The sequence below is a fragment of the Tsukamurella ocularis genome, assembly GCF_965138335.1.
GTDB lineage: Bacteria > Actinomycetota > Actinomycetes > Mycobacteriales > Mycobacteriaceae > Tsukamurella > Tsukamurella ocularis_A.
Genome location: NZ_CBCSDV010000005.1, coordinates 170,639 through 191,873, shown reverse-complemented (window position 1 = coordinate 191,873; position 21,235 = coordinate 170,639). Strand labels below are relative to the sequence as shown.

At 71.9% G+C, this 21,235-nt stretch carries 17 protein-coding genes; 11 read left to right on the top strand and 6 right to left on the bottom strand.

The genetic code is table 11. The features are described 5' to 3' along the window. Nucleotides 1-152 precede the first annotated feature (152 nt). The gene (locus ACNAYW_RS07490) at nucleotides 153-4,061 is read right to left on the bottom strand and encodes a Pls/PosA family non-ribosomal peptide synthetase (RefSeq protein WP_415849077.1); all 3,909 of its coding nucleotides are present in this window, start codon (nucleotides 4,059-4,061) and stop codon (nucleotides 153-155) included. A gap of 151 nt (nucleotides 4,062-4,212) precedes the next feature. On the opposite strand from ACNAYW_RS07490, the gene ACNAYW_RS07485 reads away from it, so the two are divergent. Beyond that, complete coding sequence (locus ACNAYW_RS07485) at nucleotides 4,213-5,175, top strand: alpha/beta hydrolase (RefSeq protein WP_415849076.1); 963 nt, start codon at nucleotides 4,213-4,215, stop codon at nucleotides 5,173-5,175. Between the two features lie 93 nt (nucleotides 5,176-5,268). Here ACNAYW_RS07485 and ACNAYW_RS07480 read toward each other — a convergent pair whose 3' ends face one another. Beyond that, entirely contained in the window at nucleotides 5,269-5,742 is a 474-nt protein-coding gene (locus tag ACNAYW_RS07480) for an ankyrin repeat domain-containing protein (RefSeq protein WP_415849102.1), read from the bottom strand. A gap of 272 nt (nucleotides 5,743-6,014) precedes the next feature. Then, nucleotides 6,015-6,506, bottom strand: coding sequence for a nucleoside deaminase (locus ACNAYW_RS07475; protein ID WP_415849075.1), 492 nt, complete (start codon nucleotides 6,504-6,506; stop codon nucleotides 6,015-6,017). 66 nt (nucleotides 6,507-6,572) lie between these two features. Here ACNAYW_RS07475 and ACNAYW_RS07470 point away from each other — a divergent pair, with 66 nt between their 5' ends. Together ACNAYW_RS07470 and ACNAYW_RS07465 are read left to right on the top strand one after the other, a co-directional pair. Then, complete coding sequence (locus tag ACNAYW_RS07470) at nucleotides 6,573-7,397, top strand: MerR family transcriptional regulator (protein ID WP_415849074.1); 825 nt, start codon at nucleotides 6,573-6,575, stop codon at nucleotides 7,395-7,397. A 1-nt stretch (nucleotide 7,398) separates the two neighbouring features. Beyond that, a complete protein-coding gene (locus tag ACNAYW_RS07465) occupies nucleotides 7,399-7,752 on the top strand; it encodes a VOC family protein (RefSeq protein WP_415849073.1) in 354 nt (117 codons plus the stop codon). A gap of 8 nt (nucleotides 7,753-7,760) precedes the next feature. Here the strand turns inward: ACNAYW_RS07465 and ACNAYW_RS07460 are convergent, their stop codons facing one another. Both ACNAYW_RS07460 and ACNAYW_RS07455 read right to left on the bottom strand, forming a co-directional pair. Next, a complete protein-coding gene (locus ACNAYW_RS07460; protein WP_415849072.1) occupies nucleotides 7,761-8,048 on the bottom strand; it encodes a putative quinol monooxygenase in 288 nt (95 codons plus the stop codon). 60 nt (nucleotides 8,049-8,108) lie between these two features. Further along, nucleotides 8,109-9,977, bottom strand: a complete 1,869-nt coding sequence (locus tag ACNAYW_RS07455) for an ABC transporter ATP-binding protein (RefSeq protein ID WP_415849071.1) — start codon at nucleotides 9,975-9,977, stop codon at nucleotides 8,109-8,111. Nucleotides 9,978-10,300: 323 nt separating this feature from the next. On the opposite strand from ACNAYW_RS07455, the gene ACNAYW_RS07450 reads away from it, so the two are divergent. From ACNAYW_RS07450 to ACNAYW_RS07430, 5 genes are all read left to right on the top strand, one after another. After that, entirely contained in the window at nucleotides 10,301-11,209 is a 909-nt protein-coding gene (locus tag ACNAYW_RS07450; protein WP_415849070.1) for a SpoIID/LytB domain-containing protein, read from the top strand. An 85-nt stretch (nucleotides 11,210-11,294) separates the two neighbouring features. Next, complete coding sequence (gene fgd / locus ACNAYW_RS07445) at nucleotides 11,295-12,305, top strand: glucose-6-phosphate dehydrogenase (coenzyme-F420) (protein ID WP_415849069.1); 1,011 nt, start codon at nucleotides 11,295-11,297, stop codon at nucleotides 12,303-12,305. A gap of 25 nt (nucleotides 12,306-12,330) precedes the next feature. Continuing rightward, nucleotides 12,331-14,442 carry a phosphate acetyltransferase gene (pta, locus tag ACNAYW_RS07440; protein WP_415849068.1) on the top strand — a complete coding sequence of 704 codons (2,112 nt, stop codon included), beginning with the start codon at nucleotides 12,331-12,333 and terminating at the stop codon, nucleotides 14,440-14,442. Beyond that, the gene (locus ACNAYW_RS07435) at nucleotides 14,439-15,602 is read left to right on the top strand and encodes an acetate kinase (RefSeq protein WP_415849067.1); all 1,164 of its coding nucleotides are present in this window, start codon (nucleotides 14,439-14,441) and stop codon (nucleotides 15,600-15,602) included. The genes pta and ACNAYW_RS07435 overlap by 4 nt, the downstream gene beginning before the upstream one ends. After that, nucleotides 15,602-17,161: an adenylate/guanylate cyclase domain-containing protein gene (locus ACNAYW_RS07430; protein ID WP_415849066.1), complete on the top strand. Its 1,560-nt coding sequence runs from the start codon at nucleotides 15,602-15,604 to the stop codon at nucleotides 17,159-17,161. The genes ACNAYW_RS07435 and ACNAYW_RS07430 overlap by 1 nt, the downstream gene beginning before the upstream one ends. Before the next feature lie 19 nt (nucleotides 17,162-17,180). On the opposite strand, the gene ACNAYW_RS07425 is transcribed toward ACNAYW_RS07430, so the two are convergent. After that, complete coding sequence (locus ACNAYW_RS07425) at nucleotides 17,181-18,107, bottom strand: ABC transporter substrate-binding protein (protein ID WP_415849065.1); 927 nt, start codon at nucleotides 18,105-18,107, stop codon at nucleotides 17,181-17,183. Nucleotides 18,108-18,150: 43 nt separating this feature from the next. On the opposite strand from ACNAYW_RS07425, the gene ACNAYW_RS07420 reads away from it, so the two are divergent. The 3 genes from ACNAYW_RS07420 to ACNAYW_RS07410 are packed head-to-tail and all read left to right on the top strand — an operon-like array spanning nucleotide 18,151 to nucleotide 21,187. After that, nucleotides 18,151-19,254, top strand: coding sequence for a FecCD family ABC transporter permease (locus ACNAYW_RS07420; RefSeq protein ID WP_415849064.1), 1,104 nt, complete (start codon nucleotides 18,151-18,153; stop codon nucleotides 19,252-19,254). Beyond that, nucleotides 19,251-20,339, top strand: coding sequence for a FecCD family ABC transporter permease (locus tag ACNAYW_RS07415; RefSeq protein WP_415849063.1), 1,089 nt, complete (start codon nucleotides 19,251-19,253; stop codon nucleotides 20,337-20,339). The genes ACNAYW_RS07420 and ACNAYW_RS07415 overlap by 4 nt, the downstream gene beginning before the upstream one ends. After that, nucleotides 20,336-21,187 carry an ABC transporter ATP-binding protein gene (locus tag ACNAYW_RS07410; RefSeq protein ID WP_415849062.1) on the top strand — a complete coding sequence of 284 codons (852 nt, stop codon included), beginning with the start codon at nucleotides 20,336-20,338 and terminating at the stop codon, nucleotides 21,185-21,187. The genes ACNAYW_RS07415 and ACNAYW_RS07410 overlap by 4 nt, the downstream gene beginning before the upstream one ends. Nucleotides 21,188-21,235 lie beyond the last annotated feature (48 nt).

Sequence of the window (21,235 nt, the reverse complement as noted above, 5' to 3'; positions counted from 1 at the left end):
TTGTGTCAATCGACTGGTTCAAATGGGTCTCCCGTGTTCGCCGTGGCAGAACGGCCCACCCGCACCAGAGAACTCCGCTCGCCCCGCGGATGTGCGGGGCGAGCGGAGACTTCTGCGGGGAGCGGCGACGAACCGTGGGCGGAGCCGCCGGGTCAGTCGCGCTTGCGCTTGCCCTCGTTGAAGACCCACGGCGAGATGGGGTTGCCCTGCCACTTGGTGTTGGCGGGCACGGAGTCGCCGCGCATGACCAGCGATGCCGGGCCGACGGTGGCCCCGTCGCCCACGGAGGACGCGGGGAGGGCGACGCAGTGCGGGCCCAGCGTGGCGCCCTTGCCGAGCACCACGGTGTCCATCGCCATGATCCGGTCGTGGAACAGGTGCGTCTGGACGACGCAGCCGCGGGAGACGGTCGCGGCGTCGCCGAGGGTCACGAGATCGGCCTCGGGCAGCCAGTAGGTCTCGCACCACACGCCGCGGCCGATCTTGGCGCCCAGCATCCGCAGCCACAGGTTGAGGATCGGGGTACCGGTGGCGGCGTGGGCGAACCACGGTGCGGCGACGCACTCGACGAAGGCGTCGGACAGCTCGTTGCGCCACACGAACGAGGACCACAGCGGATGCTCCTCGCGGCCGATCCGGCCGACCACCAGCCACTTGGCGGCGGCGGCGGAACAACAGGCGATCGCGCCGGCGACGAGCAGCGTGACGCCGGAGAGCAGTGCCCCGAGCCACCAGCCCACGTTGATCACGAAGTAGTTCAGCGCGACCAGGGTCGCCAGGCCCAGGCCGAAACTGACGAACACGGCCAGCAGGCGCGCCGTCTCGACCGAGCCGCGCGCGACGCGCAGCGCGAACGACGGGTTGTAGGTGAACGTCGAGTCCGTGTTGCCGGCGGTGCGGCGCAGGCGGACCGGGGGAGAGCCGAGCCAGGAGCTGCCGCTCTTCGCCTTCGACGGGGTCGCGCTCAGCACGGCCACCAGGCCGTCCTTCGGGACGCGACGGCCCGGCCCCGTCATCCCCGAGTTGCCGAGGAAGGCCCGCTTGCCGATCTTGGCCTCGTCGATGCGCATCCAGCCACCGCCGAGCTCGTAACTGCCGACCATGGTGTCGTCGGCGAGGAAGGAGCCCTCGCCGATCGTCGTGAACTTGGGGATCACCATCGCGGTGGAGATCTCGGCGTCCTTGCCCACCTTGGTGCCCAGCATCCGGAACCAGATGGGCGTGAGCAGCGACGCGTACAGCGGGAACAGGAAGGTGCGCGCGGCGTCCATGAGGCGCTCGGTGGCCCACACCTGCCAGCCGACGCGGCTGCGCACCGCGTGGTAGCCGGGCTTCATGCCGACGGCCAGCAGCCGGACCGCGATCAGGGTGAGCAGCGCGTACACGGCGAGCGAGACGATCACGGCGACGGGCAGGGCCGGAAGGGCGTGCAGCGCCGCCTCCTTCAGGTTCGAATCGTCGCGCACGATCCAGCCGAGGATCGCGAGCCCCGCACCGATCGCGACCATCGGCAGGCCGGCCAGGAGCACCGAGCTGACGCCGTAGACGAACACCCAGTAGGGCTTGCGCGGCGGATGCTCGGCGGGCCACGGGTGCTCGGCCTTGCCGATCTTCTCCGCGGGGGAGCCGGCCCAGTGCTGCTTCGCCTTGACCTTGCCGAAGACTGCAGAACCTGGGCCGACCTCGGCGCGCCGGCCGATCTTCGCGCCGGGCAGCAGCGTGGACCGCGCCCCGATCGAGGCCTCCTCGCCGATGCTGATCGCGCCGATGTGCAGCTCGTCGCCGTCGAGGTAGTGACCGGCGAGGTCGACCTCGGGCTCGACGGAGGCGTGGTCGCCCAGCTCGAGCATGCCCGTGACGGGCGGCAGCGCGTGCAGGTCGACGCCGCGGCCGACGGTCGCGCCGAGGGCGCGCGCGTAGTAGATCATCCACGGTGCGCCGGAGAGGTTCTCGGCGCCGGACGCCGCGGTGAACCGCTCGGCGATCCAGAGCCGCAGGTGCTCGGGGCCGCCCCTGCGGTAGACGCCGGGCTCGAGCCCGCCCAGCAGCAGGCGGCAGGCGATCACCGAGAGCGCCATGCGCCCGATCGGCGTGATGAAGACCAGGAACAGCGCGAGCACGACCCACCAGTCGAGCGTGGGGAGCAGCGTCGAACCCGTGGCCCACGCGAAGACGTTGTTGGCGATCGCCATCCACGTGAGCCACTGCAGGCCCGTCAGGGTGGTGAGGGGCACCGACAGCAGGATCTGGGCGATGCCCGTCGACCGCGGGGTGGGCCGGACCTCGCGCGGTTCGGCGACCTCCGCCGGCCGCAGCGAGTCCAGGTACGCGGCGAGGGAACCCAGGCGGGGGTGGTCGTAGAGATCGGCGACGGTGACCGACGGGTACTGCTCACGCAGCGCCGTGACCAGCTGCGCCGCGCTGAGCGAACCGCCGCCCTCGGCGAAGAAGTCCGCGTCCTCGCTGGTGATCGACGCGCCGAGGATGCCGGACCAGCGCTCGGCGACCCACGCCGCGGTGCCGTCGAGGTCGCCGGTGTCGGTGTCGTCGGATCCGGGCAGCGGCCAGGGCAGCGCGTTGCGGTCGACCTTGCCCGAGGTGCGGGTGGGGAGCTCGTCCAGGAGGGCGAGGCGGGGCACGAGCGCGGCGGGCAGTTCCTTGGCGAGCAGTTCGCGTGCGGCCTTGAGATCGAAGTCGGGGTCGGTCGAGGCGAGGTAGCCGACGAGCATCGAGGTGCCCGCGGAGTTCTTCCGCACGGCGGCCGCGGCTCCCGAGACGCCCGGCAGGTTCTGCAGCGCGTTGTCGACCTCGCCCAGCTCGATCCGCCGGCCGCCGACCTTCACCTGATCGTCGGCGCGGCCCTCGAAGAGCAGGCCCTCGACCTCCAGGCGCACCAGATCGCCCGACCGGTAGGCGCGCTCCCAGCCGAGGGTCTCCATCGGCGCGTACTTCTCGGCGTCCTTGGCCGGGTCCAAGTAGCGGGCCAGGCCCACGCCGCCGATCACCAGCTCGCCGGACTCGCCGACGGCCACCGGCAGCGACGTCGCGGGATCCACGACCGCGAGGTCCCAGCCCTCCAGCGGCAGGCCGATCCGGACGGGCCCCTTGCCGTCGAGGGGCGCGGCGCACGCCACGACGGTGGCCTCGGTGGGGCCGTACGTGTTCCACACCTCGCGGCCGTCGACGGCGAGCCGCTGTGCGAGCTCGGGCGGGCAGGCCTCGCCGCCGAAGATGAGCAGTCGGACGGCCTCCAGGGCCTCGGCGGGCCACATGGCGGCCAGGGTCGGCACCGTCGACACCACGGAGATGTCGCGGGAGACGAGCCAGGGCCCGAGGTCCATGCCGGACCGCACGAGCGAACGCGGCGCGGGCACGAGGCAGGCGCCGTGGCGCCAGGCGAGCCACATCTCCTCGCACGAGGCGTCGAAGGCGACGGACAGGCCCGCCAGCACGCGGTCGCCCGGGCGGAGGGGTTCGTCCTGCAGGAACAGGCGCGCCTCGGCGTCGACGAAGGCCGCCGAGTTGCGGTTCGTGACGGCCACACCCTTGGGGGTGCCCGTGGATCCGGAGGTGAAGATGATCCAGGAGTCGTCGTAGGGCACGGGCAGGCGGTTGCCGGGCTCGACGGTGCCCGCCTCGATCGCGGCCGCCCGCTCCTTGGTCGACGGTGCGCGCCACAGGCCGTCGCCGGTGAAGATCGCGGCGGCGTGCGCCTCGCCGAAGACGAGGTCGGCGCGCTCCTGCGGATCGTCGGCGTCGACCGGGACGTACGCCGCGCCCGCGGCGAGCGTCGAGAGGATCGCGACGTACAGCGAGCGGTGACCCGACGGCATGCGGATACCCACGCGGTCGCCGGCCTGCACCCCGCTGCGGCCGAGGAACTCGGCGCCCTCGAGCACCTCCTCCCACAGCTCGGAGTAGGTGAGGACGACGTCGCCGTCGTCGATCGCGGGGACCTCGGGATGGGCATCGACGGTCGCCCGGAGGATGTCGATCAGGGTCCGTGGCTCGGGGGCCGAGGCGGACAACAGGTACTGCGGGGGGATCTCGTTCGGGACCACGGTGGCCGACTTCCTCCGGTTATGCAGACGGGCACGACAGAGCACACAGAACTTCGCGTTGATTGTGTCAGGTCACAGGAATGCCGCAGCACGGGCTGGCAGGGCTAAGCTGGAGGCATAGATTACTGGCCAGTAACAAGGAGTGCTCGACATGGCCGTCATCGCCCATCGTGGCCGCAGTGTGCGTGCCCGGATCGTGCTGTGGTTCGTCCGGATCGTGATGAAGACCGTCTTCCGGGTCTTCCCGTTGAGCGATCGGACGCTGCCGGTCCTCCGCGCCATGGAGCCGTACCTCAGCCGCGTGCCGCAGTCGGTGCGGGGCGTCCGGATCGAGAAGATCACCCTCGGGGGCGTTCCGACCGAGCGGATCATCCCCGACGGTGACGCCGACCCGCACCCGCGCGCGGCTCTCGTCTACTACCACGGCGGAGCCTTCGTCGGCTGCAACCTGGACACCCACCGTCGCATCGCGGCGCTGCTGGCCCGCGGCCTGCGCGTGCCCGTCTACAACGTCGAGTACCGGCAGTACCCCGACGGCGGGGTCGGGACCTCCGTCGCCGACGGCTTCGCCGCCTATCGCGAGCTCCTGGACTCGGGCGACTTCGACCGGATCCTCGTGGCGGGCGATTCCGCCGGCGGTTTCGTGTGCGCCAAGGTGATCCAGTACGCGGCCGAGGCGGGCGTCCAGGGACCGACGGCCTTCGCCGGCTTCTCGCCGTTCCTCGACATCAGCGCCGGGCTGCCGCGTTCCTCGCGGCACGACGCGATGCTCCCGCTCGGCAAGATCCGCAAGCTGCGCACCGTGCTGGGGCGCGGCCCGGAGGAGCTGCGCGGACCCGAGGACATGACCACCGACGCCACGGCGCACTACTTCCCGCCGAGCATCCTGTTCGCCGCCAGCCGCGAAGCGCTGGAGCTGGATTCGATGGAGCTGCACGCCGCGCTCGATCGCGCGGGCGTCGAGAACGAGGTGCACGTCTACGACGGCCAGGTGCACGCCTTCGTCGTCAGCGCCGGCCTGACGCCCGAGTCCTGGGCCGCGTACAAGACCGCCGTCGCCTTCCTCTCCGAGCGCCTGACCGAGGCCGAGGCGCCGCGCAGCGAAGCCGCCTGAGCGGAACCGTCGCCACCGCTCGGCGCGGGGGCTCGTGTGCGACCCTGGTGGTCGCCGACCTCGGGGTGCGGCGCGCCACCTGACCGCGGACCGTCAGCGGCGGCGGTCGATCTCCGCGACGACCGCGCCCTGCCCGCGTGCGACGGCGTGCTCGCGCGCGGTGACGCCCTGCCGGTCGGCGAGATCCGGGCGCGCGCCCGCGTCGATGACGAGGCGGACCGTCTCCACGTGGTTCGCGTCCCCGTTGCCGAGGATCACCGCCTCCAACAGGCAGGTCCAGCCCGAGTCGTTCACGTGATCCACGTCCACGCCCGCGGCGATCAGCAGCTTCACGTTCTCCACGTGCCCGTGCTCGCACGCGGGGATGAGCGCGGTCCCGCGATAGCGGTTGAGGCTGCGCACGTCCGCGCCGTGGCGCAGGGTCGACGCGAGGATCTCGGTCATCCCCTCCGCGCCGGCGTAGAGGTACGCGGAGTCCTGGATGTCGTCCTTGGCGTTCGGATCCGCGCCCGCGTCGAGCAGGGCGAGCGCGATCTGCGTGTGCCCGCCCTTCGTCGCCGCGACCACCGCCGTCCGGGCGCGGGTGATGCGGACCTCCACGTCCGCGCCGTCGGCGATCGCGGCGCGGGCCGCGGCGAGGTCCCCCTCGGTCACGGCGCGGACCAGCGCCCGGGTCGCCTCCGGCTTCGGGGCGGGGCGCACCGTCGACGACGACGGGGCGCCGCTGCCGGCCGGCGCGGCGCCCGACCGGACGATCNCGGGGGCCGACGGTGCCGCCGCCGGCTGCTCCGCCGCGCAGCCGGCGAGCAGGACCGCGGCGCCGACCGCGGCGAGGCGCCTCACGACGCGACCCCGGCGGCGCGTGCGTGCAGGGCGCGCAGCTCGTCGGCGAGGGCGGGCTCCGGGCCGGACACCGGCACCGTCGGGGCGACGGCGCGGATCGGCAACGGCGCGACCGGGGCCGGGGCGACGCCCCACTCGGCGTGCCAGGCGACGAGCTGCTCGGTGCTCCCCGCGTACACGATGCGCCCCAGGCCGACCCAGGCGTGCGCGGCACTGCACATCGCGCAGTGCTCGCCCGACGTGTAGGTCACGGCCGCGGCGCGCTCCGCTGGCGCGAGCTGCTCCGCGGCCCAGCGGGCGATCTCGAACTCGGGGTGCCGTGTCGCGTCGCCGCCGGCCACCCGGTTGCGATCCTCGAAGACGATCGCGCCGTCGTGAACGAGCAGCGAGCCGAAGGGCTCGTCGCCGTCGTCCAGGGCGGTCCGGGCGAGGTCGACGCAGCGCCGCAGGTACGGCAGATCGGCGGGGGTGGGGGCGGAGACGGTCATGGCTCGACCGTAGCCCGCCGCGCCCGCCTTGACCCTCCCCTCGGGGGGAGACCCCATACTCGAGCCGTGACCACACCGGGCCTCATGTCGATCGGGATGTTCTCGCGCGCAACCCTGCTCTCCGTCAAGCAGCTGCGCCGCTACCACGAGCAGGGCGTGCTGGTGCCCGCGGCGATCGACCCGGCGACGGGCTACCGGCTCTACGACGCGGCGCAGGTGCACGACGCCGCCGTGCTCACCCGACTGCGCGACCTCGACGTGCCGCTCACCGCGGTGGCCCGGGTGCTTCAGGCGCGCGACCCCGACGTGACCCGCGAGATCCTCGCCGACCACGAGGCCACGCTGCGCGAGCGACGCGCCGGCCTGGAGCGGGCCATCGTCGCGCTGCAGGACGCGACGGCCCCTGTCGCGCACACCCCGACCCATCTGCGCGAGTTCGACGCGATCGACGTCCTGGAGATCGCCGCCGAGGTCGAGCACGCGCGACTCCCCGAGTTCCTCGACGCCGCCTACGCCGAGCTGGAGGCGTGCGCAGCGGCCGCGGGACTGGCGGTGACCGGGCCATCGCTCGCCGAGTACCCGTCGCAGGTCGCCGAGGTCGAGCGGGTGGCCGCGCTGATCCCCGTCGCCGGCCCCGGCGCCGTGACGGGGCGGGTGCGCAACCGGCGGCTGGGCCGCGCCCTGTGCGCCGTCGCCGTGCACCACGGCGCCTACGAGCGGTTCGACGAGACCTACGGCCAGCTCGGCGCGTGGGTGGCCCGCAACGCGACGGATGCGCGCGGGGCGATCATCGAGCGCTACCTCGTGGACCCCTGCGCCGCCGCGACCCCCGCGGACCTGCGCACCGAGATCTGGTGGCCCGTCCAGGCCGCCGCGACGAAGGAGAACTGACATGACCCTCACCCTGCAGATGATCAACCTCGACTGCGCCGATGTCGCCGGGCAGGCGGCGTTCTGGTCCGAGGCGCTGGGCGTGCCCGTCGACGAGAACGACGGCAACGCCTTCATGCGCACCATCGGCTACGCGAATCCCGCTCTGCCGCGGATGATGTTCCTCGCCGTGCCCGAGGGCAAGACCGTGAAGAACCGCCTGCACCTGGACCTGCACGCCGACGACCGCGCGGCCGAGGTCGCGCGCCTGGTCGCGCTCGGGGCCACGCAGCTGCGCGAGCACGACGAGTGGGGCGTCCAGTGGACCGTGCTGCAGGACCCCGAGGGCAACGAGTTCTGCATCGCCCAGGGGTGATCCGTCCCCTACGCGATCGGGTCCAGGAGGGTCGCTGTGCCGTCCTGCCGGCGGTGCGCGTCGATCTGCGGGACGAGCCGGCGGAAGTGCTCGGAGGCGCAGTGCGCATCCAGCGCGGCGCGGTCCGGCCATGACTCGATGTAGACGAAGTGGCCGGGATCCTCCCGATCCTGGAAGAGTTCGTAGCTGATGCAGAGCGGCTCCGTGCGCGTGAGACGCACCAACTCCTCCATCAGCGGGCGAACGATCTCCACCGCATCGGGCCGGATGTAGTCCTGGGCGATCACCTTCAGCATGGCCTCACGGTAGGCCGCGCTGGACGGGCCGACCGGACCGGCACCCGGCCCGGACGGAGCTCACGCGGCCTGGTCGGCGAACTGCGTGCGGTAGAGCTCGGCGTACCGGCCGCCGCGCGCGAGCAGGGTGTCGTGCGTCCCGCGTTCGACGATGCGCCCCGCCTCCAGCACCAGGATCTGGTCCGCCGCGCGGATCGTCGACAGCCGGTGCGCGATGACGAGCGACGTGCGGTCGGCCAGGGCCTCGCCGAGCGCCGCCTGCACCGCCGCCTCGGACGTCGAATCCAGGTGGGCCGTGGCCTCGTCGAGGATGACGACCGAGGGCTGCGCGAGCAGTAGCCGCGCGATCGTCAGGCGCTGTCGCTCGCCGCCGGACAGGCGGTACCCGCGCTCGCCGACGACGGTGTCCAGGCCGTCCGGCAGATGCGCCACCAGCTCTTCGAGGCGGGCGCGGCGCAACGCGTCCTGCACTTCGGCCTCGGTGGCATCCGGGTTCGCGAGCAACAGGTTCGCGCGGATGCTGTCGTGGAACAGGTGCCCGTCCTGCGTCACCAGGCCGACGGTGCTGTGCAGGCTCCGGGCCGTGATGTCGCGCAGGTCGACGCCGTTCAGGGTGATCGCGCCCGTATCGGGGTCGTAGAGACGGGTGGCGAGCTGTGCGATCGTCGACTTGCCGGCGCCGGAACTGCCGACCAGCGCGACCATCGAGCCGGGCGCCGCGGTGAAGTCGATCCCGTGCAGCACCGTCTCGCCGCCGCGGGTGTCGAGCTGCGCGACCTCCTCCAGCGAGGCGAGGGAGACCTTCTCCGCCGAGGGGTAGGCGAAATCGACGCCGGCGAAACGCAGTTCGGTCGGCCCCTTCGTGATGTCGCGGGCGTCCGGGGCGTCGCGCACCATCGGCTCCAGGTCCAGCACCTCGAAGACCCGCTCGAAGGAGACCAGCGCGGTCATCACCTCGACGCGCGCGTTGGCGAGGGCGGTGAGCGGCACGTACAGGCGGGTCAGCAGCAGCGCGAGCGCGACGACGGCGCCGGCCTGCAGGTCGCCGCGGATCGCGTAGAAGCCGCCGAGGCCGTACACCAGGGCCAGCGCGAGCGAGCTGACCAGCGTCAACATGGTCACGAAGGTCATCCGGGCCATCGCGGTGCGCACCCCGATGTCACGGACGGCCCCGGCGCGCCAGGCGAACTCGTGCGATTCGATCTCGGGCCGGCCGTACAGCTTCACCAGGGTGGCGCCCGGTGCGGAGAACCGCTCGGTCATCTGATCGCTCATGGATGCGTTGTGCCGGGCCGCGCGCCGCGACATCGCGGCGATCCGCCGGCCCATCGTGCGCGACGGGATGATGAACACCGGCAGCAGGACCAGGGCGAGCAGCGTGATCTGCCACGAGATGCTGAGCATGACGCCGAGCGTGAGCGCCAGGGTCACGACGTTGGTGACGACGCCGGCCAGGGTGTCGGAGAACGCGCGCTGCGCGCCGAGCACGTCGTTGTTGAGGCGGCTCACCAGCGCGCCGGTGCGGGTGCGGGTGAAGAAGGCCACCGGCATGGTCTGGACGTGGTCGAAGACCGCGGTCCGCAGTTGGTAGATCAGGCCCTCGCCGATGCGGGAGGAGAACCAGCGCGAGAGCAGGTCGACGCCGGCGCCCGCGAGCGCGATCGCGGCGATGAGGAGGGCGAGCTCGACGACGGTGCTGGTCGGGCCGCCGCCCACGATCCGGTCGACCACCTTGCCCGCGAGCAGCGGCGTGGCGACGGCCAGCAGGGCGGACAGGACGGAGAGCAGGAGGAACCAGGTCAGTCGCCAGCGGTGCGGACGGGCGAACGGGCCCATCCGGCGCAGCGTCTCGCGGGGGCTTCTCGACGGTGCGTCGAGCGACCGGTTGGTCTGGTACAGCGTGCTCCACGCGACGGATTCCATGCTCATGCATACAAGCTTAGAACCTGAAGTTATGTTCATGTCTAGTCGTTCGCGGTCGGCGAATTCCCAGCCCCGCCGGAATACGGAGTGTGCGCGAGTCCTTCGCGGAAAATCGGCCGAATGTCGCTTGGCGACGGATGGTTCCGTCCTCGAGGTGGCATCGGCCGATTCGCCGAACCGTCGCGGCCGCGGCCGGGTCGCGGCGGGGTCGACGGCGCCGCGTGTCGTGACTGCGCTTGACAACCCTCGATCTTTACTTGAGTCTCAATAATCACAACAGTCACGTCAGCCCCACTGGTGCGTGGCCGACGACCGAAGGAGACCCGAGGATGCCCGTGTGGATCGACGGCGGCCCGAAGCGGTCGCGGCGCAGCCGCGCCGCCCGCGCCGCGCTCGTCGCGACGGTGCCCGTCCTGGCCATCGGAGGCGTTCTGGCGGGCACGGGCGCCCTCCCCGACACGGCCCTCGTCGACGCGCCGGGCGAGGTCGCGCCGGGCGCCGCCGGCGGCCACGGCCGCGGCATGAGCCAGCTCGGCGCGCTCACCTACGCCAAGCAGGGCTGGGACGCACAGCGCATCCTCGCCTACTACTACCCGGGCACCACACTCGGCACCGTGCACACAGGACTCCCCGTCACGGTCCGGCTGAGCGAACGCAACCGCGTCGACGTGCTCGCGCCCGCCGGCGCCCTCGTCGGGGGCAAGCAGGTCGCACCGGGCCAGGCCGTCAGCATCGACGGGACGACCGCGACGATCCGGCAGGGCTGCGGCGGGCAGGTGCTCGGCACCGTCGAGGCCGCGGACCGCACCATCAGCCCCCTCACCGCCGACCAGGGCATCGCCGCCGACCAGGTGCTGCGGTTCTGCAGCGACAACGCCCGGTACCGCGGGCGGCTCGTCGCCCGCGACGGTGCCGTGCTCAACGTGGTCGGCATCGAGGACTACGTGCGCAGCGTGGTCCCCGTCGAGAACTCGCCCGGGTGGGCCGACCAGGGCGGCGTCGCCGCGCTCCAGGCGCAGGCGATCGCGGCGCGCTCCTACGTCCTGGTCCGCGGTGCCGAGCGGGGGGAGACCTTCGACGACACCCAGGCGTCCCAGGTGTACGGCGGCGTCGACAAGGAGGACCCGCGGACCGACGCCGTCATCGTCAGCACCTACGGCCTCGTCATGGCGAAGGACGGCCGCGTCTACGAGACCGAGTACGGCGCTTCCCGCGCCGACGACCCCGCCTCCCGGTAGGGGAGCGGACACTGTTCCGCCCGGCGAACGCCCTGGTCGCAGCGGACCGTAACAGTGTTCAAGCGGAGGCAGTAGTGTGAGTCACATGGCGAAGTTGCAGCTGGGGTACAAGGCATCGGCGGAGCAGTTCGGGCCCCGTGAACTGGTGGAGATCGCGGTCGCGGCGGAGGCCGCGGGGATGGACTCGGTCGCCGTGAGCGACCACTTCCAGCCCTGGCGCGTCAACGGCGGTCACGCCCCGTTCTCCCTCGCCTGGATGGCGGCCGTGGGCGAGCGCACCGAGCGCGTGAAGATCGGCACCTCGGTCATGACGCCCACCTTCCGCTACAACCCCGCTGTGATCGCGCAGGCCTTCGCGAGCATGGCGTGCATGTACCCCGACCGCATCTTCCTCGGCGCCGGCACGGGCGAGGCGCTCAACGAGTACGCCACCGGCTTCCAGGGCGAGTGGCCGGAGTTCAAGGAGCGCTTCGCGCGCCTGCGGGAGTCCGTGCGGCTCATGCGCGAGCTGTGGTCCGGCGAGATCACCAACTTCGAGGGCGACTACTACCACACCAAGGACGCCGTCCTCTTCGACATCCCGGAGAAGCCGGTGCCGGTGTACATCGCCGCCGGCGGCCCCGTGGTCGCCAAGTACGCGGGCCGCGTGGGCGACGGCATGATCTGCACCTCCGGCAAGGGCATGGAGCTCTACACCGACAAGCTCATCCCCGCCGCGCAGGAGGGCTCGGGCCTTGCCGGTCGCGACTTCGGGGCGCTCGACAAGATGATCGAGATCAAGATCAGCTACGACCCGGATCCCGAGCTGGCGCTGGAGAACACGCGCTTCTGGGCGCCGCTGTCGCTGACCGCGGAGCAGAAGCACTCGGTGAACTCGAGCGCCGAGATGGAGCGCCTCGCCGACGAGCTGCCGATCGAGCAGGTCGCCAAGCGGTGGATCGTGGCCTCCGACCCCGACGAGGCCGTCGCCGCCGTGAAGCAGTACGTCGACGCGGGCCTCAACCACCTCGTCTTCCACGCGCCCGGCCACGATCAGCGCCGGTTCCTGGACAACTTCCAGCGCGATCTCGAGCCCCGCCTGCGCGCGCTCGGCTGAGCCGCGGCTGCGATAGTTACATTCCATGGCCGCGGATCGAGCACCGAAGACGACCAGCATCTACATCGCGTCCCCCGAGGGCGACACCGGCAAGTCCACCATCGCACTGGGCGCGATGAACCTCCTCACGTCCACCGGGTGGACGATCGGTGTGTTCCGACCGGTCCCCCGCTCGACGGGCGAGCAGCGCGACTACATCCTCGAGCTGCTCATCGAGCAGGCGACCGCCGAGCTCGACTACGACGAGTGCGTCGGCGTGAGCTACGAGCAGGTCCACGAGGACCCGGACGCCGCGATCGCCGAGATCGTGAGCCGGTTCCACGCCGTCGCCGACAAGTGCGATTTCGTGCTGGTCCTGGGATCCGACTACACCGACGTCACCACCCCGACGGAGCTGTCCTTCAACGCGCGCATCGCCGCGAACCTGGGCTCGTCGATCCTGCTCGCCGTGAAGGCGCTCGATCGCACGCCCGAGCAGGTGGTCGCCGTGGCGGAGCAGTCGATGGCGGAGATCCGGGCCAACCACGCCCACACCACGTCGATCATCGCGAACCGGTGTGCGCCGCAGCAGCTCGAGGCCGTGTGCGCGGCGCTCAAGGCCGACACCGGCCTGCCCGTCTGGGTGCTGCCCGAGGAGCCCGTGCTCACCGCGCCCACGATGGGGGAGCTGCTGGAGGCCATGGGCGGCAAGCTGCTCTGGGGCGACCCCGAGCTGCTCTCCCGCGAGGCGATGTCCGTCCTGGTCGCGGGCATGACCGCCGAGCACAGCCTGGAGCGGATCACCGAGGGGGTGGCCGTGATCGCCGCCGGCGACCGCTCGGAGGTGCTGCTCGCGATGGTGACCGCGCATCGGGCCAACGGCTTCCCGTCGCTCGCCGGGATCATTCTCAACGGCGGGTACATGCCGCACCCGATGACCGCGGCGCTCGTCGACGGCCTCAAGCCCAACGTGCCGATCATCGCCGTCGAACACGGCACGTACGAGACGGCGCGGATGGCTGCGAAGACCCGTGGCCGCGTGGGCCCCGGTTCCGAGCGCAAGGTGGACCTCGCGATCGCGCTCACCGAGAAGTACGTGGTCTCGGAGGCGTTGCTGGAGGCCCTCCAGGTCTCCAACCCGGGCGTCGTGACGCCCCAGATGTTCGAGTACAACCTCATCGCCCGGGCGCGCGCCGACCGCAAGCGCATCGTGTTGCCCGAGGGCGGCGACGACCGCATCCTCCGCGCCGCCGGCCGGCTGCTGCAGCGCGAGGTGGCCGACCTGACCATCCTGGGCCAGGAGTCGCGGGTGCGGGCCCGCGCCGCCGAGCTCGGCGTCGACCTCGGCGACACCGACGTGATCGATCCCAAGCGCGCGACGGACCTCGTAGACACGTTCGCGCAGACCTACTTCGAGCTGCGCAAGCACAAGGGCATGACCCTCGAGCGCGCCGCCGAGGCGGTGGTGGACGTCAGCTACTTCGGCACGATGATGGTGCACCTCGGTATGGCCGACGGCATGGTCTCCGGTGCGGCGCACACCACCGCCCACACCATCCGGCCCTCCTTCGAGATCATCAAGACCAAGCCGGGGGTCTCGACGGTGTCGTCGATCTTCCTGATGTGCTTGGCGGACAAGGTGCTCGCCTACGGCGACTGCGCAGTGGTGCCCGATCCGTCGGAGACGCAGCTGGCCGACATCGCGATCTCCTCGGCGCAGACCGCGGCGCAGTTCGGGATCGACCCACGGGTGGCGATGCTCTCCTACTCGACGGGCGAATCCGGCACCGGTGCCGACGTCGACAAGGTGCGCGCCGCCACCGCGCTGGTCCGCGAACGCGCTCCGGAACTGTTGGTGGAGGGGCCGATCCAGTACGACGCTGCCGTCGACGCCGGCGTCGCGGCGTCGAAGATGCCCGATTCCGCGGTCGCCGGTAAGGCGACGGTGCTCGTCTTCCCCGACCTCAACACGGGCAACAACACCTACAAGGCGGTCCAGCGCTCGGCGGGCGCCGTCGCGATCGGCCCGGTGCTGCAGGGGCTCAACGCTCCGATCAACGACCTCTCGCGCGGCGCGCTGGTCGAGGACATCGTCAACACCGTCGCGATCACGGCGATCCAGGCCCAGGCCTTCGCCGCGGAGAGGAGTGCTCGATGAGCGTCGCGGGAACCGTCCTGGTCCTCAACTCCGGCTCGTCGTCGCTGAAGTACCAACTGCTGCACCCGGAGACGGGGGAGGTGGTGCACGGGGGCATCGTCGAGCGGATCGGCGAGAGCGACGTGCCCGACCACAAGGCCGCGCTGCGGCGGGTCTTCGAGGAGTTCTCCGGGCGCGGACTCGACCTCGCCGACGGTGCCGGTACCCCCGCCGGGATCGCCGCCGTCGGACACCGGGTGGTGCACGGCGGCCGCTCCTTCCATTCGCCCACGCTGATCGACGATCACGTGCTGGCCGAGATCCGCCGGCTCAGTTCCCTGGCGCCGCTGCACAACCCGGCGAACGCGCAGGGCATCGAGGTCGCTCGGGAACTGCTGCCCGGCGTGAAGCAGGTCGCGGTCTTCGACACCGCCTTCTTCTTCGATCTCCCGCCCGCCGCCGCGACGTACGCGATCGACCGGGAGCTCGCCGCCGAACACGCGTTGCGCCGCTACGGTTTCCACGGCACCTCGCACGAATACGTCTCGCAGCAGGCCGCCAGGTTCCTCGGGCGGCCGAACGCCGAGGTGAATCAGATCGTGCTGCACCTGGGCAACGGCGCCTCCGCCTCGGCGGTCCGCGGCGGCCGCGCCGTGGACACCTCGATGGGCCTGACGCCGCTCGAGGGCCTCGTCATGGGCACCCGCAGCGGCGATGTCGACCCCGGCCTCGTGCTGCACCTCGGGCGCAACCTCGGCATGAGCATCGACGAGATCGACGACCTGCTCAACCGCCGCTCCGGCCTCAAGGGGCTGGCCGGGGAGAACGACTTCCGCGCGCTGGGCGCCCTCATCGAGCAGGGCGACGAACACGCGAAGCTCGCCTACGACGTGTACATCCACCGCCTCCGCCGGTACATCGGCGCCTACCTCGTCGACCTCGGCGGGGCCGACGCCATCACGTTCACCGCCGGAGTCGGGGAGAACGCCGCGCAGGTCCGGGCCGACGCCCTCGCGGGGCTGGAGCGCTTCGGCATCATCGTCGATCCCGCGCGCAACGCCGGACGCATCACCGAGCCCACCCGTATCTCGCCCGACGGCGACCCCGCCGCGACCGTCGCCGTGCTCGTGGTCCCGACCAACGAGGAGCTCGCGATCGCCCGCGAGGCAGCGGCACTCTGATGCCCCTCGGGCGCGCCGCGGGATCCGAGGACGGCGGGGCCGATTACGGCTCGCCGCTCCTCGGCACCCGCACCGAGGGCGCCCGGCAACGCAGGACCCGCACCGTCGCCCTGATCGCCTTCAGCTCGTCGGCGGCGACGCTCCTCGGCGGCGGCTTCGCCGCCATGCTCATCGTGGTCGGCATCCCCGAACCCTCTGTGCAGCGTCCCGAACTGCACACCGTCAACACCGTGGCCGTGCCGTCCTACATCGCCGCGGGCCTCGTCGTGGGGCACCTCTACACCTTCTGGCTCGTCTACCGGTCGCTGCGGTGGACCGGTGGCGAGGACCCGCCGACCCCGCAGGAGGCCGCCGACGCGCTGGCCCTGCCCCGCCGCCTCTACTGGTTCGAGATGCTCGCCTGGCTGTGCGCCGCGGTCCTGTTCGGCTGGTTGTACGGCCGCGTCGATACGGACCTGGTGCCGAAGGTCTCGTTGGTCGTGCTCGGCGCGGGGCTCATGACCTCGGGCGTCGTGCGAGTCCTGACGGAGTTCAGCATGCGCCCGGTCACCGCGATCGCGCTGCGGGTCACCCGCCCCGAGCCGCGGCACCAGAGCCTGCAGGGCAGGTCGTTGCGGCTGTGGCTGCTCGGGTCGGGGCTGCCCTTCCTCGGCGTCCTCACCGTCGCGGTGTTCGCGCTGTTCGAGCCCGCCGCCACCGTCGCCGGCATCGCCGTGAGCATGTGCGCGCTCGCGGCCGGCGGATTCTTCTCCGGCATGACCTTCAACCTGCTCTCGTCCTCGCGCGTCTCCGCACCGGTCCAGAGCGTGACCACCGGCATGCGCCGGGTGTCCGAGGGCCGTTACGACACCGAGGTCGTGGTCTACGACGGGACCTCGCTGGGCGATCTGCAGTCCGGGTTCAACGCGATGGCCGCGGGCCTGCGCGAACGCGAACGGGTCCGCGATCTGTACGCCCGGCAGGTGGGCGAGCAGGTCGCCCGCGCCACCATCGAGCGCGAACCTCAGCTGGGCGGCGTCGAGCAGACCGTCGCGGTGATCTTCATCGACCTGGTCGGCTCCACGGCCCTCGCCGCCGAGCGTCCCGCCGCCGAGGTCGTTCAGATCCTCAACCGGTTCTGCGGCGTCGTCGTCGCGGAGGTGAACAGCCGCGGCGGCCTCGTCAACAAGTTCGAGGGCGATGCGGTGCTGGCGATCTTCGGCGCCCCCGCGCCGCTCACCGATCCGGCCGGCGCCGCGCTGTCCGCGTCGCGGGCCATGATGCGGCGCCTCGCCCGCGAGGTGCCCGAGGTGCGGGCGGGCTGCGGCGTCACGTACGGCGTCGTCGTCGCCGGCTACGTCGGCGCGGCGGATCGGTTCGAGTACACCGTGATCGGGGATCCGGTGAACGAGGCCGCCCGGCTCTCGACCTACGCCAAGGCGGATCCGACGGTGCCGTGGGCCTCGGCTCCGGCGGTCGAGACCGCGGACCCGGGCGAGTGCGCGCGGTGGCTGCCGGGCCCCGTTGACGTGCTGCGGGGGCGTACCCAAGAGACCCGGATGTACGTCGCGAAGCGGTGAACCTGCCCGACGGTGGCGGTCAGGCGAAGGCGGGCAGCCGCGGCGGCAGCTGCTGCAGCACCCAGTCGATCGTCACCGGGTTCGGCATCGACATCGCGTTGCCGATGGTGCGGTCGATGGTGGTGACCCGGTTCTCGCGGCTGACGGCGAGCGCGCGGAAGGCGGTGTCCTCGTCGACCTTGGTGCCGTAGTCCAGGTAGACGAGCGCGTCGAGGTCGAGGACGTTCACGCGCTCCGCCGAGATCTCGGCGAAGAACTTGCCCGCCGGGATCAGCGAGGACACCGCCTCGGGCAGCGTGAAGCCGAGCATGGTCAGCACCTGGCCGCGGCCATCGGTGGTGGCGTAGGCGTAGAAGCCCCCGTCGGACTTGGGCAGGACGGTGGCCGCCGTCTTCCCCCGGTACTGCGGGTGCTGCTGCTGGGTGCGGCGGATCGTCTCCTGCGTCTTGGTGATCAGCGCGTCACCCTGGGCGGCGCGGCCGACGCCGCCCGCGATGGCACGCACCTGGTCCTCCCACGGCACGCCCCACGCGGCGAACTGCGCGGGCCGCCGGATCACGGGCGCGATCGCCTCGAGCCGGGAGAAGGTGGCGTCGTCGAAGCCGGAGTTCACGGCGACGATCACGTCGGGCTTCGACGCGGCCAGCGTCTCGATGGCCTTGGTGTCCAACTCCGTGCCGGTGCCCAGCAGCATCTGCGGATTCCTGCCCTGCAGGAGCGGCTTCGCCCACTCGCCGACGGGCTCCTTGGCGTCCTGCGCCCACGGCGCGACGATCACGGGCACCACGCCGAGAGCGAGGAGCGTGTCCACATCGCCGAGGCCCAGCGACGCGACCCGCTGAGGCGCGGCCGGCGCGTCGCCCGCCGTACTCGTATCGGATCCCGACCCGCACGCCGCGAGGGCGAGCGAGAGGAGAATCGCGAGCACTGCCGAGACCAGACGCATACCGCCCCTTCCATAGAATGAAGGGCAGCCTATCATTACGATTGTGACCCTATCTGCGACTGAGGAGGCCCCCGCCGGGGGCACCCCGCCCGCGCGGCCGGCATCGACCTCCGGCGCCGCCCGGCGCAAGCGCCGCCTGTTCGGGCTCGTCCTGCTGCTCGTGCTGCTGGTGGCGACCGTGATCGCCTCGCTTGCGATCGGATCCCGCAGCCTCGCCCCCTCGCTGGTGTGGGACGGCCTGTGGCATCGGTACACGACGGGCCCGAACCCGGCCGACCCCGAGCTGAACCAGGCGGCGATCATCATCCAGACGCTGCGCGTGCCGCGCACCCTGCTGGCGCTGATCGCCGGCGCGGCCCTGGCCGTGGCCGGTGCCCTGATCCAGGGTCACACGCGCAACCCGGTCGCCGACCCGGGCTTCCTCGGCCTCACCCAGGGCGCCGCGTTCGCGGTGGTCTGCGCGACCTTCCTCGGCGGCCTCACCCAGCCGATCCAGTACGTCTGGTTCGCCTTCCTCGGCACGGCGCTCACCGCGATCCTCGTCTTCGGGCTCTCCAGCGTGGGCCGCGGCGTCGGCTCCCCGCTCACCCTGGTACTCGCCGGCATGGGTGTCGCGATGTTCCTCGGCTCGATGACCTCGGCGATCGCGCTCAGCGACAACGCCTCGCTCGACACCCTGCGGTTCTGGAACGCCGGCGCCGTGGTCGGCCGCGGCTACGACGTCATCGGTGTGGTGGTGCCGTTCATCGTCGTCGGCCTGCTCCTCGCGCTGGCCAACGGCCCGGCGGTGAACCTGCTCAACATGGGCGACGACGTCGCCAAGGGCCTGGGCCTGAACATCGGCCTCGCGCGCACCGTCGGCATCGGGGCCGTGACCCTCCTCGTCGGCGGCGCCACCGCGGCCTGCGGCAGCATCTCCTTCCTCGGGCTGATGGTGCCGCACATCGTGCGCTACTTCACCGGGCCCGACTACCGCTGGCTGCTGCCCTACTCCGCGCTGATGGGCGCCTGGCTGCTGCTGGCCGCCGACATCGTGGGGCGCGTGGTCGCCCGCCCCGGTGAACTCGAGGTCGGCATCGTCGTGGCGATCTTCGGCGCGCCCTTCTTCGTGGCTCTCGTCTGGTGGCGGAAGGCGGTCAAGGTATGAGCACCACCCTCGACATGGTCGACGAGCGCAAGCCGCCGATCCGGCCGGGCATGCGGTTCGGGAACGTCGTCTCCTTCGTGTGGCGGCCCTGGCCCGTTGCCGTCACCCTGCTGCTCGCGCTGGTGGCCTTCGTGGCCTTCTGCGCCAGCATCCGCCTCGGCGCCTTCCCGATGACCTTCGGAGAGGTCCTCCAGGCCCTCGTGGGCACCGGCGACTCGACGACGCACTTCATCGTCATGGAGCTGCGCATGCCCCGGGCGATCGTCGGGCTCCTGGTCGGTGCCGCCCTCGGCATGTCCGGCGCCATCGTCCAGTCGATCGCCCGGAATCCGCTCGCCAGCCCCGACATCCTCGGCGTCACCGCCGGTGCGGGCGTGGCCGCGGTCTTCCTGGTCACGTCGACGGGCACCCTCGCCGCCACCCTGAACACCGGCGTCGGGCTCCCCATCGTCGCGGTCACCGGCGGCCTCGTGACCGGCGGGCTGGTCTACCTCCTCGCCGTCCGCGGCGGCGTCGACGGCATGCGGCTGATCCTGGTGGGCATCGCCATCACGTTCCTCATGCGCGCCCTCGTGGACTGGATGCTGGTGCGCGCCGACATCCGCGACGTGGCCCGCGCGCAGACCTGGCTCGTCGGCTCGCTCGAGAGCCGCGACTGGTCCGACGTGTGGACCGCGCTCGGCCTCGGCGCACCGGCCGCGCTGCTCGCGCTGGCGGTGGCCTTCCCGCTGCGGGCCGTGCAGCTCGGCGACGACGTCGCCCTCGGCCTGGGCGTGCGGCTCGGCCGCAACCGCGCGGTCCTGTTGATCGCCTCCGTGCTGCTCGCCTCCGCGGCCGTCGCCGCCGCCGGGCCGATCGGCTTCATCGCCTTCGTCTCGCCCCAGTTGGCGATGCGCCTGACCCGCCTGCCCACGCCCCCGCTGATCCCGTCGGCGCTCATGGGCGCGGCGCTGCTCTCCTGCGCCGACCTCGCTGCCCGCACGATGTTCTCCGTCGCGCTGCCCGTCGGCATCATCACCGCCGCTGTGGGCGGCCCGTTCCTCGTCTATCTCCTCGTCCGCCAGAACCTCAAGGGGGCCAAGTGACCACGACCGACGCTGTGCAGAACGAGCCGCATCACGGCGCGACGACGGCACCGTCGCGCCTGGGCGCCCGCAAGGTCACCTCCGGGTACGGGCAGGTGATGATCCTCGACGACCTGGACCTCGACATCCCGTCCGGCGTGGTCACCACGATCATCGGCCCCAACGGCTGCGGCAAGTCGACGCTGCTGCGCACGCTGGCCCGGCTGATCAAGCCCTCGTCCGGGCACGTGGTGCTCGACGGGAACGACATCGCGAAGCTCAAGACGAAGCAGATCGCCACGACGATGGGCCTGCTGCCGCAGAGCCCCACCGCACCCGAGGGACTCACCGTGGGCGACCTCGTGGCCCGCGGCCGGCACCCGCACCAGTCGTGGCTGCGGCAGTGGAGCTCCGACGACGCGGAGGTCGTCGACGCGGCGCTCGAGCAGACCGGCGTCCGCGATCTCGCGGACCGCGCCGTCGACTCCCTCTCCGGCGGCCAGCGGCAGCGCGTCTGGATCTCCATGACCCTTGCGCAGGGGACCGACCTGCTGCTCCTCGACGAGCCCACCACCTACCTCGACCTCTCGCACGCCCTCGACGTGCTGGACCTGGTGGACGAGCTCAGCAGCCAGGGGCGCACCGTCGTCATGGTGCTGCACGACCTGAACCTCGCCATCCGGTACAGCGACCACATCATCGCCATGAAGGACGGTGCCGTGGTCGCGCAGGGCGCCCCGTCCGAGGTGATCAGCGAGGAGATGCTGCGCGAGACCTTCGGGCTCCACTCCACCGTGATCGACGATCCCGTCTCACCCGGCCGGCCGTGCATCATCCCGATCGGCGCCCGCCGCACCGGCGAGGCCTGAGCCCGCCGCCCCTAGCGAGGCGAGCGGTCCCGACGCCGGACGGGGGCC

Bases quoted from the DNA above. Each gene is read 5' to 3' on its own strand.
- ACNAYW_RS07485 (WP_415849076.1), top strand. From the start codon at position 4,213: ATGGCCGTCATCGCCCATCGTGGCCGCAGTGTGCGTGCCCGGATCGTG.
- ACNAYW_RS07475 (WP_415849075.1), bottom strand. From the start codon at position 6,506: ATGACCGTCTCCGCCCCCACCCCCGCCGATCTGCCGTACCTGCGGCGC.
- ACNAYW_RS07450 (WP_415849070.1), top strand. From the start codon at position 10,301: ATGCCCGTGTGGATCGACGGCGGCCCGAAGCGGTCGCGGCGCAGCCGC.
- ACNAYW_RS07415 (WP_415849063.1), top strand. From the start codon at position 19,251: ATGAGCACCACCCTCGACATGGTCGACGAGCGCAAGCCGCCGATCCGG.
- pta (WP_415849068.1), top strand. From the start codon at position 12,331: ATGGCCGCGGATCGAGCACCGAAGACGACCAGCATCTACATCGCGTCC.
- ACNAYW_RS07430 (WP_415849066.1), top strand. From the start codon at position 15,602: ATGCCCCTCGGGCGCGCCGCGGGATCCGAGGACGGCGGGGCCGATTAC.
- fgd (WP_415849069.1), top strand. From the start codon at position 11,295: ATGGCGAAGTTGCAGCTGGGGTACAAGGCATCGGCGGAGCAGTTCGGG.
- ACNAYW_RS07465 (WP_415849073.1), top strand. From the start codon at position 7,399: ATGACCCTCACCCTGCAGATGATCAACCTCGACTGCGCCGATGTCGCC.
- ACNAYW_RS07460 (WP_415849072.1), bottom strand. From the start codon at position 8,048: ATGCTGAAGGTGATCGCCCAGGACTACATCCGGCCCGATGCGGTGGAG.
- ACNAYW_RS07455 (WP_415849071.1), bottom strand. From the start codon at position 9,977: ATGAGCATGGAATCCGTCGCGTGGAGCACGCTGTACCAGACCAACCGG.
- ACNAYW_RS07435 (WP_415849067.1), top strand. From the start codon at position 14,439: ATGAGCGTCGCGGGAACCGTCCTGGTCCTCAACTCCGGCTCGTCGTCG.
- ACNAYW_RS07425 (WP_415849065.1), bottom strand. From the start codon at position 18,107: ATGCGTCTGGTCTCGGCAGTGCTCGCGATTCTCCTCTCGCTCGCCCTC.